At 64.5% G+C, this 11,876-nt stretch carries 11 protein-coding genes; 6 read left to right on the top strand and 5 right to left on the bottom strand.

The features are described 5' to 3' along the window. Positions 1-33 precede the first annotated feature (33 nt). Positions 34-294 (bottom strand): hypothetical protein, encoded by a 261-nt coding sequence (locus BMZ70_RS02655; protein WP_092269544.1) that lies wholly within the window; start codon positions 292-294, stop codon positions 34-36. A 54-nt stretch (positions 295-348) separates the two neighbouring features. Further along, positions 349-846 (bottom strand): Lrp/AsnC ligand binding domain-containing protein, encoded by a 498-nt coding sequence (locus tag BMZ70_RS02650; protein WP_072788401.1) that lies wholly within the window; start codon positions 844-846, stop codon positions 349-351. 98 nt (positions 847-944) lie between these two features. Between BMZ70_RS02650 and BMZ70_RS02645 the strand changes: the two genes are divergently transcribed. The 3 genes from BMZ70_RS02645 (at position 945) to BMZ70_RS02635 (ending at position 4,283) form a co-directional block, all read left to right on the top strand. Beyond that, positions 945-2,228, top strand: a complete 1,284-nt coding sequence (locus BMZ70_RS02645) for a D-amino acid dehydrogenase (RefSeq protein ID WP_092269541.1) — start codon at positions 945-947, stop codon at positions 2,226-2,228. A gap of 184 nt (positions 2,229-2,412) precedes the next feature. Then, complete coding sequence (locus tag BMZ70_RS02640; protein WP_092269538.1) at positions 2,413-3,252, top strand: HDOD domain-containing protein; 840 nt, start codon at positions 2,413-2,415, stop codon at positions 3,250-3,252. A gap of 5 nt (positions 3,253-3,257) precedes the next feature. Then, the gene (locus tag BMZ70_RS02635; protein ID WP_092269535.1) at positions 3,258-4,283 is read left to right on the top strand and encodes a transporter; all 1,026 of its coding nucleotides are present in this window, start codon (positions 3,258-3,260) and stop codon (positions 4,281-4,283) included. On the opposite strand, the gene BMZ70_RS02630 is transcribed toward BMZ70_RS02635, so the two are convergent. Continuing rightward, positions 4,231-4,758, bottom strand: a complete 528-nt coding sequence (locus BMZ70_RS02630) for a hypothetical protein (protein ID WP_092269532.1) — start codon at positions 4,756-4,758, stop codon at positions 4,231-4,233. The genes BMZ70_RS02635 and BMZ70_RS02630 overlap by 53 nt on opposite strands. Positions 4,759-4,862: 104 nt before the next feature. Between BMZ70_RS02630 and BMZ70_RS02625 the strand changes: the two genes are divergently transcribed. From BMZ70_RS02625 to BMZ70_RS02615, 3 genes are read left to right on the top strand one after another with little or no spacing between them, the layout of a single operon-like run. After that, entirely contained in the window at positions 4,863-6,080 is a 1,218-nt protein-coding gene (locus tag BMZ70_RS02625) for an MFS transporter (protein WP_092269529.1), read from the top strand. Continuing rightward, positions 6,077-6,697 (top strand): helix-turn-helix transcriptional regulator, encoded by a 621-nt coding sequence (locus tag BMZ70_RS02620; RefSeq protein ID WP_092269526.1) that lies wholly within the window; start codon positions 6,077-6,079, stop codon positions 6,695-6,697. Before BMZ70_RS02625 ends, BMZ70_RS02620 begins: the two co-directional genes overlap by 4 nt. A 36-nt stretch (positions 6,698-6,733) precedes the next feature. Then, positions 6,734-8,842: a TonB-dependent siderophore receptor gene (locus tag BMZ70_RS02615; RefSeq protein ID WP_092269523.1), complete on the top strand. Its 2,109-nt coding sequence runs from the start codon at positions 6,734-6,736 to the stop codon at positions 8,840-8,842. Here BMZ70_RS02615 and BMZ70_RS02610 read toward each other — a convergent pair. After that, positions 8,839-11,439: a bifunctional diguanylate cyclase/phosphodiesterase gene (locus BMZ70_RS02610; RefSeq protein ID WP_092269521.1), complete on the bottom strand. Its 2,601-nt coding sequence runs from the start codon at positions 11,437-11,439 to the stop codon at positions 8,839-8,841. The two genes, BMZ70_RS02615 and BMZ70_RS02610, sit on opposite strands and share 4 nt — an antisense overlap. Continuing rightward, positions 11,436-11,834, bottom strand: a complete 399-nt coding sequence (locus tag BMZ70_RS02605; protein ID WP_229205263.1) for a phosphate ABC transporter substrate-binding protein — start codon at positions 11,832-11,834, stop codon at positions 11,436-11,438. The genes BMZ70_RS02610 and BMZ70_RS02605 overlap by 4 nt, the downstream gene beginning before the upstream one ends. Positions 11,835-11,876 lie beyond the last annotated feature (42 nt).

Raw genomic sequence — 11,876 nt, 5'->3', positions numbered from 1 at the left:
TGATGCCATTATGGCATTGTAACTGAAGCGGGCTTAGTGCGGCAGGTAGCGGATAAGCGCAATGACAGCGCCAATGGTCAGGCTGCTCTGGGCGACGAACAAGGAGATCATCCACTTCAACATATCGAACTTGAGCGCCCCTAGTTGCTGCGCGAGCTCCGTCCGCACCCACTCTTTGGAAGCAAGCCCCTCCAGCACCTCTCCCAGCGCGTCCGCATGCGCGGTCGCCTGCTCGGGGGGCACGCCGCCCTCTTCAGGCGTCTTACGGCATTTGGTGGAGTCGACGGAGTTCATGGGAACAGTATGCGCCGCCCTTCGGCGAATGCAAGCCGCACACTTTGATATAGATCAGCCCTGCACTACCTCGGTAGATAGCGTCAGCGTCTCCTTGATTTCCTCCATCACCACATAGCTTTTCGACTGCGCCGCGCCAGGCAGGCTGAGCAGCATTTCGCCGAGCAGCTTGCGGTACTCGGCCATTTCGTGGATGCGCGCCTTGATCAAATAATCGAAATCGCCCGATACCAGATGACACTCCTGCACCTCCGGTATCCGCAGCACCTCGCGCCGGAACTGCTCGAACGCCGGCCCCGACTTCTGGTTCAGCGTGATCTCCACAAACACCAGCAGCTTGGCCCCCAGCGACGGCGGATCGATGCGCGCGTGGTAGCCGGTAATCACGCCATCGCGCTCCATCCGCTTGACGCGCTCGATGGTCGGCGTGGTCGACAAACCCACCTGCTCGCCCAGGTCCTTCATCGAGATGCGCCCATCCTCCTGCAGGATCTGCAATATCTTTCGATCAAGCTTGTCCAGGCCCCGGACCGATTCTTTCTGAATTCTCATGAAAATCCACTGTTTTATCGAATATATACAGTAACAAACACTACGATAACGAGAATACCATAGCGGAATCTAATGCAGTTAAATAATCGGGGGCAAGCATGCGTATAGTCATTCTGGGTAGCGGTGTCATCGGCGTCACCAGCGCCTACTATCTGGCTAAGGCCGGCCACGACGTCACCGTGCTCGACCGCCAAGCCGGCCCCGCCCTCGAAACCAGTTTCGCCAACGCCGGCCAGATCTCGCCCGGCTACGCCTCGCCGTGGGCCGCCCCCGGCATCCCGCTGAAAGCCATGAAATGGATGCTGCAGCGTCACGCACCGCTGTCCATCACCCCGGACGGCACCCTGTTCCAGCTGCAATGGATGTGGCAGATGCTGCAGAACTGCAATGCCGAACGCTACGCCGTCAACAAGGAACGCATGGTGCGCCTGGCCGAGTACAGCCGCGACTGCTTCAAAGCCCTGCGCGCCTCCACCGGCATCGAATACGAAGGCCGCCAGCAAGGCACGACCCAGCTGTTCCGCACCCAGGAGCAAATGGACGCCGCCGCCAAGGACATCGCCGTGCTGGAAGAAACCGGCGTACCGTATGAACTGCTGAGCCGCGAACAACTGATCAGCGCTGAGCCGGGCCTGGCCCGCAACAAGCTGGTCGGCGGCCTGCGCCTGCCCAACGATGAAACCGGCGACTGCCAGCTGTTCACCACCCGCTTGACCGCGATGGCGGAAGAGCTGGGCGTGAAGTTCCGCTACGGCGTCGATATCACCGGCCTGGTCAGCGAAGGCGAGCAGCTCAAGGGTGTGCAGTGCGGCCCAGAGCTGGTCACCGCTGATTCCTACGTGGTGGCGATGGGCGCCTACTCGACCGCGCTGCTGAAAGATCTGGTGAAGATCCCGGTGTACCCGCTGAAAGGCTACTCGATCACCGTGCCGATCGTGAACGCCGACGCCGCGCCGGTGTCGACCATCCTGGACGAAACCTACAAAATCGCCGTCACCCGCTTCGACGACCGCATCCGCGTCGGCGGCATGGCCGAGATCGCCGGCTTCGACCGCACCCTGAATCCGCGCCGCCGCGAAACGCTGGAAATGGTGGTCAACGACCTGTTCCCCGGCGCCGGTGACACCGCCCAGGCCAGCTTCTGGACCGGCCTGCGCCCGATGACGCCGGACGGCACGCCGATCGTCGGCCGCACCGGCCTGCGCAACCTGTACATCAACACCGGCCACGGCACGCTGGGCTGGACCATGTCCTGCGGCTCGGCGCAACTGCTGTCGGACCTGATCTCGTCGCGCCGTCCGGCGATCCGCGCCGACGACCTGTCGGTCAGCCGCTACAGCAACGAGCGCGGCGCGCGCCATCCCGAGTTGGTCAACGCCTGATTTAGCTTTCCCCTCGTTCGCGGCGCCCCCATCCCGGCGCCGCGAATGCCTCCCTTCCGCGCCGCCTCCCCGCGCACGCCTTGCCCCCTCCGCGCATCCTGCGCGCCGCCATTCTGTCGCATCGCCGACGAGAACCTGCCGCATGGCGTTGAGATTGAGGCCACACCTGCGTATAATTTTGACCATGAACAAACTCGAAGCATATGGCCACATCGCGGCCCTGGCCATCCGTGGCGAACTCGTCTTCCCCACCAGCGTCAACGCGGCGCTGCGCGTGCAACTGGCATTGGACGACCCCGACTGCCCTATCGATACCGCCATCAGCCTGGTACTGGCCGAGCCCTTGTTGGCCGCCAAAACCGTGGCCATCTCGAATTCCGCCATGTTCACCCGCGCCGGCGCGCCGGTGGTGACCAATGTGCGCGGCGCCATCATGCGCATCGGCTACCAGAACCTGTTCGCGCTGGCGGCGGCGATGGTGGTGCGCCAGTTCGGCAGCAAGATCTCCGACCCGGCGCTGCGCAACAAGGCCGAAAAACTGTGGGACCACACCATCGCTGTGGCCGCGCTGGGGCGCCTGATCGCGCGCCACGTGACCGGCGTGAACGAAGACACCGCGCTGTTCGCCGGCATCGTGCACGAGGTGGGCGGCTTCTACCTGCTGTCGCGCGCCGAGGAATTCCCCGGCCTGCTGGACGAGGATCCGGAAAACTGGCACTCGGCCAGCGAGGAAATCATCACCCGCGAAGTGATGCGCAAGCTGTGCATCCCGGAGCCGGTGGCCGACGCCATCGAAGGCCTGCGTGACAGCTTCATGTCGATCCCGCCCGACACCCTGCTCGACACCCTGCTGCTGGCCAATCACCTGACGCCGGTGAAATCGCCGCTGCAGGAACCGCAGCGCGACCTGCCGCCGCACTCCGACTCCGCCATCGACCTGTTCATCGACGAGCACCGGCTGGCCTCCATGCTGGAAGAAGCCAAGCGCGATGCGGCTGAGATGAGCGCCGCGCTGCTGGTGTAGGCCGGATGCAGAGCGCGCCGCAGTCCTACGGTTCCGACCAATCCGGCCTGGTATGCGGCTACCTGTTCGGCCGCAGCGCCGACGGCAAAGGCCAGCCGCTGGACACCGATGCTGCGTGCGCGTGGCTCAAGGAGCGCGAGCAGCATCCGCAGGAGTTCATCTGGCTGCACTACAACCTGGCCAACACCGCCAGCGAAAAGTGGCTGCACGAGCACATGGCGCTGCCGGAGGAATTCTACGAAAGCCTGCACGAAGGCCCGCGCTCGACCCGCATCGAACTGGCCGACGACACCCTGATCGCGGTGGTCAACGACGTGCTGCACGATTTCTCGTTCGAGCCGTCCGACATCTCGACCCTGTGGCTCAGCGTGGACCGGCAAATCGTCATCAGCGCGCGCCGCAAGCCGCTGCGCGCGGTGGACAGCCTGCGCAACGCCGTGCGCGGCGGCGAACCGATCCACTCATCAGTGGAACTGCTGACCCATTTGCTGCGCGATCAGGCCGACGCCCTGATCAAAATCGTGCGCGACGCCATCAGCACGGTGGACAGCATCGAAGACAATCTGCTGGCCGGCAAACTGACCACCAAGCGCGCCAGCCTGGGCGCCTTGCGGCGGGTACTGGTGCGGCTGCAACGTCTGCTGGCGCCGGAGCCGGCGGCGCTATTCCGCCTGCTGCAAAAGCCGCCGGCATGGATGGCCGAGAGCGACGTGCAAGAACTGCGTCAATCGACCGAGGAATTCTCGATGGTGCTGGCGGACATGGCGTCGCTGCAGGAGCGCATCAAGCTGATACAAGAGGAAATTGCGGCACTGGCCAGCGAGGCCAACAACCACAGCCTGTTCGTGCTGACCGTGGTGACCGTGTTGGCGCTGCCGATCAACATCATCGCCGGCCTGCTGGGCATGAACGTCGGCGGGATCCCGCTGGCGCAATCGGCGCACGGCTTCCTGATCGTGGTCGTGATAGTGGCGAGCTTTACCGTGATCGCCGGCTGGCTGGCCTTCCGCCGCCAGCGCGACGTGACGTAGCCGCGCCGAGCGCGCGCAGGCGCCAACAGCCAGCCAGTGCGGCGGCAATCCCCATCACCAGCGCGATAAGATTGTCATGGCGATAGTCGCCGCGCACTGCGGCCAGGCTGGCCACCTGCTTGCCGCCGACCGCCACCGTGTAAGCGGTATAGAACTCGCCGGGCGCAAAGCCGATGCCAGTTTTCTGCGCCCGCAGGAACTGCACCGTGATTGGATACATGGCCGCGTCGCGGATCGCCGCGCGCTGCTTGCCGTCGGCATCGCCCTTGGCGTACAACACCAACTGCTGCTGGTCCGCCAAGCGGAAATACAGCGCCCCGCGCGTCTCCTGCTGCCAGGTCACACGCCCATTCGCCGCCTCCAACTGCTCCGCCTTGGGAAAGCGATATTCGAGCACGCCAAACAGCGCGATCAGGCCGATGCCCAGCCACAAGAAAAAATACGCCCCACGCTCGCCGGCAAACCAGTCCTTCATACCAAGCCCAATCGAAAAAACGCATCATACCCAATTCAGGGTCAGCTTTTAATTTATAAACGCTTTTGTTTACTTATTGTTGAGCAAGGCGTACAGTGGAGGGCATGAAAACTCATCTGCTGATTGCTTCCGCCTGCCTGCTGGCCTTGTTGTCCACCATTGGCGCAGCGCTGCCTTATCCGATCTTGCCGCCGCTGTTTGCCGCCGGCGCTACCAACGGCCTCAATACTTTTCTTGGCCTGCCGCCCAAGCTGCTGTTCGGCCTGGCGCTGACGATTAATCCGCTCGGCCTGCTGATCGGCTCCGCCCTGCTTGGCCCGATGTCTGATCGCTACGGCCGCCGCCCCGTGCTGCTGATTACCGCCGTCGGCGCCGCCATCGGCCACGCCGTCACCGCCGGGGCGCTGATTATCGAGAACTACCCGCTGTTCATCATTGCCCGCTTCGCCACCGGCCTGCTGGAAGGCAGCGGCTCGGTCGCGCGCGCCCTGTTGGCCGACCGCCTCGACGGCGATCTGCGCCGCAAGGCCCTGTCCTGGCTGAACGGCGCCTTCTACATGGGCTGGCTGGCCGGCCCGCTGCTGGCCGGCGCGACCCTGCAATTCGGCATCACCACGCCATTCTGGGTCGCGGTCGCCGCCCTGCTGCTGGTGGCAGCGCTGGTGGCCGTTACCCTGCCGCGCGAAGCCGCCTCACATGCGACCACCTCGTGGTGGCAGGTGGCGCGCGACCAGCACTCACTGAATCTGCTGCGCGAACCAGACCTGCGCAGCCTGTTCATCGTGACGCTGGCCTACACCTGCGGCGTGACGGCGTTCTACGAGTTCTATCCGCTGTGGCTGGTGGAGGTGCCCGGCTACGGCGCGCAAGGCATCGCATGGGTCACCGCCGCCATGTGCGCCGTGATGACGGCCACCACCATCGTCGCCGGCCGCCCGTTCACCGGCGAACCGCTGCTGCGCGCGCGCCGCTATGCATTCACGGTGGCGGCCATCATTGCCCTGCTGGCCGCCAGCAACGCCACGCTCGGCCTCGCCTGCATCATCCTGTACGGGATTCCCCATTCGTTCTACAACGCCATCGTGCCCAATTACTGCGCCGAACGCTTCGGCGGCGCGCATGGCCAGGGCGCGGTGATGGGTCTGATTTCGACCACCTTCTGCCTCGCCAACATCATCATGGCGCTGGCCGGCGCGGTGCTGACGCTGATCGACACCCGCCTGATCCTGCTGCTCGGCGCCGCCCTCAGCGCCTGGTCGGCCTGGCGCATGCAGCATTGGCACCGCAGCATGAGCGCCCGCGTGGAAGGCGCGCTGCCATGAATACCGCCGAACAGACGCTGTTCCTGATCAAGACGCGCGGCCCGCAAACCGCCCAGCAACTGGCCGCGCTGCTCAACCTGACCTCGATGGGCGCGCGCAAGCAACTGGAAGCCTGGCAGGACAAGGGCATGGTCACCTACGAAGACGTGGCCGACAAGCCAGGCCGCCCGTCGCGCCGCTGGCTGCTGACCGAGGCCGGCCACGCCCGCTTCCCCGACCGTCACGCCGAGCTGACCTTGCAACTGATCGACCAGGTGCGCACGCTGTTCGGCGACGCCGGCCTCGACAAGCTGATCGGCTCGCGCGAAGCGGCCAGCGAGCGCGATTACCGCCAGCACCTGGCCGCCGCCCGCACCCTGCCCGAACGCGTGCAGGCGCTGGTGCAAGCGCGCAGCGCCGAGGGCTACATGGCCGCGCTCGAAGCGCAGGACGACGGCAGCCTGCTGCTGATCGAAAATCACTGCCCGATCTGCGCCGCCGCCAAACAATGCCAGAAATTCTGCCGCTCCGAGCTGGACGTATTCCAGCGCGTGCTGGGCCCGGATTGCTCGGTCGGCCGGGTCGAACACATGCTGTCGGGGGCCAGACGTTGCGTGTACGTCATCAAGGAACTATAATAAGAATCATTCTCATTCTTATTCAAGGAGTTCCGCATGCCCCGTCACCTGCCGTTGCGCCCGATGTTGCTGGCGCTGTCGTTGATTTATGCCGGCCATAGCGTCGCCGCCGACGACGTCCCAGCCGATGCACCCGACACCCAGCTGCAAACCGTCACGGTGACCGGCACGGCAGACGACACTAACTACACCACCCGCTCCACCAAGTCGGCCGGCAAGCTGGACCTGACGCTGCGCGAAACGCCGCAATCGGTGTCGGTCGTCACCCGCGCCTTGATGGACGACTTCAAGCTCGACGACATCAACTCGGTGCTGGCCGCCACCACCGGCGTGACCGTGGAAAAGGTCGAAACCAGCCGCACCTATTACACCGCGCGCGGCTTCGACGTGGTCAACTTCCAGTACGACGGCGTCGGCATGCCGCAGGTGTTCGGCAATGTACAGGGCGATATCGACACCGCGCTGTATGAGCGCATCGACATCGTGCGCGGCGCCAACGGCCTGATGGCGTCGACCGGCAATCCGTCCGCCACCGTCAACTTCATCCGCAAGCGCCCGACCGCCACCACCACGGCCAGCGCCAGCGTCACACTCGGCTCGTGGAACAAGCGCCGCATCGAGGGCGACGTCAGCACCAAGCTGAATGAGAGCGGCACCGTCAATGGCCGTGCCGTACTGGTGCAGCAGGAAAGTGATTCCTACCTCGACCGCTACTCGCCGAAGAAAACCGTGGCCTACGCCGTGGTCGAAGCGCAGCTAAGCAAGGACAGCCTGCTGACCGTCGGCCACACCTACGAGGCCAATCGCAGCAAGGGCGTGATGTGGGGGGCGCTGCCGCTGTACTACCCGGACGGCAGCCCGACCAACTATCCGATATCGGCCAGCACGTCGGCCAACTGGTCGCGCTGGGACACCACCACCAATAAAACCTTCGCGGAACTGCACCAGAACCTGGGCCAGGGCTGGGCCGTGCAAGGCACCGTCAGCTACATCACCGACAAATCGGATTCGGACCTGCTGTACGTCTACGGCACGCCGAACAAGGTAGGCGGCGGCCTCTATTCTTACCCATCGCAATACGCGGCGGACCAGAAGCAAACGCTGGCCGATATTTCGGTCGACGGCAAATTCAACCTGGGCGGCCGCCAGCATGACCTGAGCTTCGGCTATAGCTGGTCGCGCTCCAAGCTGAATGACGTCTCGCGCTACGGCCAGGGCATCGGCACCGAGATGCTGGGCCAGAGCGCCTTCGACGGCAGCTACCCGATGCCAAGCTTCGACGCCGCCACCGACGGCAGCAGCTACGAAGACCGCCGCAACACCGTGTATCTGGCGGCGCGCTTCAACCCGGCCGACGACTGGAAGGTGCTGACCGGTTTCAATTCCACCCGCGCCAAGAGCAACGGCAATTCCTACGGCACCAGCAAGTACAAGTCGGCCAGCAAGACCACGCCGTACGTGGGCGTGGTGTATGACATCAACCGCGAACTGTCGGCCTACGCCAGCCACACGGCGATCTTCAATCCGCAAAGCGAAATCGACGCCACCGGCACGCCGCTCGATCCGATCGAAGGCAAGACCACCGAGGCAGGCCTGAAAGCCGCGCTGTTCGACGACAAGCTGAATGCCTCGGCCGCGATCTTCAAGACGCAGCAGGACAACACCGCCGAAGCGGCGGGCGTGATCGGCACCAAGAACTACTACCGTGGCGTGAACGCGGAATCGCAGGGCTTTGAGTTCGATCTGTCCGGTGAGTTAAGCAAAGGCTGGCAAGCCAGCGCGGGCCTGACCCGACTGACTTCGCTGAAAGGCGACGACGGCCAGGCGGTGCGTACCTTCGTGCCGCGTACCACGCTGCGTGTGAACACCACCTACCGCGTGCCTGCCTTGCCGGCGCTGAAGGTAGGCGGCACACTGGCATGGCAGAGCGAGACGTCGATCGACCAGGGCAGCGGCATTCGCACCGTGCAGGCATCGTATGCGACGCTGGGTTTGATGGCGCGCTACGAGATCGACAAGCACCTGTCGTTGTCGGTCAATCTGAATAACGTCAACGACAAGAAGCACCTGACCAGTTTGTACTGGACCCAGGCTTACTACGCCGCGCCGCGCAACGGTAGCGCGACGTTGACTTGGTCCTACTAAGCGGCCAACATGGCTGGGGCGCGCAGTAACGCCTCCAGCTGCTGCGGGGGCAATGGACGGCTGAACAGATAGCCCTGCATTTCATCGCAGCCGTTCTCGCGCAGGAAGGCGCGCTGCTGTTCGGTCTCCACGCCTTCCGCGATCACGCGCAAGCGCAGGCGGTGCGCCAGCCCGATGATGGAGCTGGCGATCGCCTCGTCGCCGCTGCTGCGGCCAAGGTCGCGCACAAAGGATTTGTCGATCTTCAGCGTCGAAATCGGGAACGACTTCAGGGCCGACAGGCTCGAATAGCCGGTGCCGAAATCGTCAATCGACAAGGCCACGCCCATCGCCCTCACCTGCGCCATTTTGCCCACGGCCTGCTGCAGGTCGCGCATGATGACGCCCTCCGTCACTTCCAGCTCCAGCCATTGCGGCGCCAGGCCGCTGTCTTTCAAGGCCTGCTGAACGCGCTCGACCAGTCGCGCTTCCTCAAACTGGCGCGGCGACACGTTGACCGACACGCACAGCGGCGGCAAGCCGGCGTCCTGCCAGGCGCGGTTCTGGCGGCAGGCGCTGCGCAGGATCCACTCGCCCAGCGCGATAATCATGCCGCTTTCCTCGGCCAGCGGGATAAAGCGATCAGGCCCGATGGTGCCGTGCTCTGGATGGTCCCAGCGCACCAGCGCCTCCACGCCGAACACGCGGCCTGTGTTCAGGTCCACCTTGGGCTGATACACGAGACGGAACTGACCATCGTCCAGCGCATTGCGCAAGCCTTCCAGCAGCACCAGCTTTTCTTCGATACTGGCGTTCATCTCGCGGGTGTAGAACTGGCAGTTGTTCTTGCCCAGCTCCTTGGCGCGGTACATCGCTGCATCGGCGTTCATCAGCAGGGTTTCAACGTCATGGCCGTCGTTCGGGTACACGGCCACGCCGATACTGCAGCTGACCTGCACCTCCTGCCCGCAAAGGCTGATCGACTGCAGCACCGCTTCGCGTACGCGCTCCAGCACCGGCGCCGCGTCAACCACGGGGCCCGGCTCGGTCAGCAGCAGCACGAATTCATCGCCGCCGAAGCGGCCCACGGTGTCGGTAGCGCGCAGGCAGCCGGACATGCGTTCGGCCACCACTTTCAACAACTCGTCGCCGGCGTTGTGGCCGAGGCCATCGTTCACCAGCTTGAAGCCATCCAGATCGATAAAGGCCACCATGACCGAGCCGCCATTGCGCTGCGCCTGCGCGATGGTCATGTCCAGACGGTCGGAGATCAGGCTGCGGTTCGGCAGGCCGGTGAGCGTGTCGTGGTGCGCCAGATGCACCATGCGTTCCTCTGCCAGCTTGCGCTCCGAGATATCGCGCACGATGGCCACCAGGCCGCCGCGCACCGCCACCACCTGCTGATGCAGCCAGCGCGCGCGCAACTGCGGCAAGGTGCTTTGCCACTCCTGCTCATGCACTCCGCCCTTGCGGGTTACATCGATCAGGTGCTCCAGCATGCCGTTGTCGCGCGCTTCCGGGATCAGGGTGCACAAGGTGGTACCGCACAAATAGTGTTTGCTGCAGCCGGTCATCTGCTCCGCGCGCTGGTTGGCGTCGATGACCTTGAAGTCGACGATCTCGCCCTGCTGGTTGCGCACTTCGCGCATCACGAAGAAGGCGTCGAGGCTGGCCGCCGAGGCCGCCGCATAGGTTTCCTGCGCGCGCCGCATGCGTGCGCGGCTGCGCGCGCCCTGCCAGGACCACAGCCACAGCACGCCACTCAGCACCAGCAGGCCAGCGCTCAGGGCGCTCGCCTGAATCAGTTTCTCGCGCCGCTGGCGTTCAAAGCCGGCCATCAATTCTGTTTCACTCAGCCCAATCAGCACATTCAGGCCGATGCCATGCAGCTCGCGCACGCCGCTATATTTTCCAATGCTGCCGTCCAGCTGCTGGCCGAAAGTCATCTTGTCGCCGCTGCGCAGCGCGCGCACTATGCCGTCCGCGCCCACCAGTCCCAGCATGCCATGCTCGCCCAGACGGCTGCGCTCATAGCTGCTGGTGAAGTAGGCCGGATCGGTTTCCACGATGACGATGCCGGCGAAGTTGCCACTGGCGTCGTCAAGACGGCGCGTGAAGTGCAAATGCCACTCGCTATTGGCGGCGTCGCGCGTGGCCGGGCTGACGTAGGTGGTGCCGCTGTCGCGCTCCATGTGGAATTTAAAGTAATTCTGGTCCGCCACCGAAATCGGCTGCGCGCGCGGATTGCTGGCCACCGTCATGCCGTTGCGGTCGACGATGCTAACCACGAACACCACGCCCGGCGGCAGCAAGCCTTCGCGGCCCAGCTCCGGCAAGGCGCCCAGCGCGCCCTTGCGCTCCACCGCGTACTTCAGCATGCGCAAGGTCTGGTCGATCCCATCCAGGCTGCGCGCCACCTGCGCTTCGTAGGTGCCCAGCATTTCCTGCAGCGAGTCGGCGGCGGCTTCCTGCGCGTGTTCGCGCTCGGCGTCGATCTCATGGAAAGTCACCACCCAGATCGCCACCAGCAGCAGCAAGGCAAACAGCGGCAGCGACACGTGGGTATCGAGGCCGCGCCGCAACCAGCGCGCGCGCAGCGATTCTTTGTTCGGGCTCATGGCGTCACCTGTATGGCTTTGACGCTGGCGTCCAGCGCCGCGCGGTCGATGTAGGCGATCATGGCCGGGTTGTCGGCCACCATCCTGCGCACGGCGGCGCTGTTGGGCAATTCGCGCGGCGGCTGGCCGCGGCCGGTGAACACCATCTTGGTCCAGTAGGCCTTCATCAGTGCCGGCGTACGTGCCGCGATCTTGTTGTAGAACTCATCGCGCAGCGGGCTGCCGACCGGCAGGTCTAGCGCCGTCGCTTCTTCGCCGCCGGGGAAGCGCCCGGTCTGCGACAGGAAGATGGCCGCCACCTGCTCCGCACGCAGCGTGGCCACCGGATTTTTAGCCGACACCACCACCACGAATTCCGCAGCCGATACCGACGCCGCCGCACACCATAGCAGCACGCACGCCAGCCCACATTGGAATAATGAGAATAGCTTCCGCAT

Origin of the sequence: Duganella sp. CF402, from assembly GCF_900109645.1 — a bacterium.
Lineage (GTDB): Bacteria > Pseudomonadota > Gammaproteobacteria > Burkholderiales > Burkholderiaceae_D > Rugamonas.
This window is presented reverse-complemented; position numbering and strand designations above follow the sequence as displayed.

What these genes read in the sequence shown, in the direction of transcription:
- BMZ70_RS02655 (WP_092269544.1), bottom strand. Translation starts at nt 294, where the DNA reads ATGAACTCCGTCGACTCCACCAAATGCCGTAAGACGCCTGAAGAGGGC.
- BMZ70_RS02650 (WP_072788401.1), bottom strand. Translation starts at nt 846, where the DNA reads ATGAGAATTCAGAAAGAATCGGTCCGGGGCCTGGACAAGCTTGATCGA.
- BMZ70_RS02645 (WP_092269541.1), top strand. Translation starts at nt 945, where the DNA reads ATGCGTATAGTCATTCTGGGTAGCGGTGTCATCGGCGTCACCAGCGCC.
- BMZ70_RS02640 (WP_092269538.1), top strand. Translation starts at nt 2,413, where the DNA reads ATGAACAAACTCGAAGCATATGGCCACATCGCGGCCCTGGCCATCCGT.
- BMZ70_RS02635 (WP_092269535.1), top strand. Translation starts at nt 3,258, where the DNA reads ATGCAGAGCGCGCCGCAGTCCTACGGTTCCGACCAATCCGGCCTGGTA.
- BMZ70_RS02630 (WP_092269532.1), bottom strand. Translation starts at nt 4,758, where the DNA reads ATGAAGGACTGGTTTGCCGGCGAGCGTGGGGCGTATTTTTTCTTGTGG.
- BMZ70_RS02625 (WP_092269529.1), top strand. Translation starts at nt 4,863, where the DNA reads ATGAAAACTCATCTGCTGATTGCTTCCGCCTGCCTGCTGGCCTTGTTG.
- BMZ70_RS02620 (WP_092269526.1), top strand. Translation starts at nt 6,077, where the DNA reads ATGAATACCGCCGAACAGACGCTGTTCCTGATCAAGACGCGCGGCCCG.
- BMZ70_RS02615 (WP_092269523.1), top strand. Translation starts at nt 6,734, where the DNA reads ATGCCCCGTCACCTGCCGTTGCGCCCGATGTTGCTGGCGCTGTCGTTG.
- BMZ70_RS02610 (WP_092269521.1), bottom strand. Translation starts at nt 11,439, where the DNA reads ATGAGCCCGAACAAAGAATCGCTGCGCGCGCGCTGGTTGCGGCGCGGC.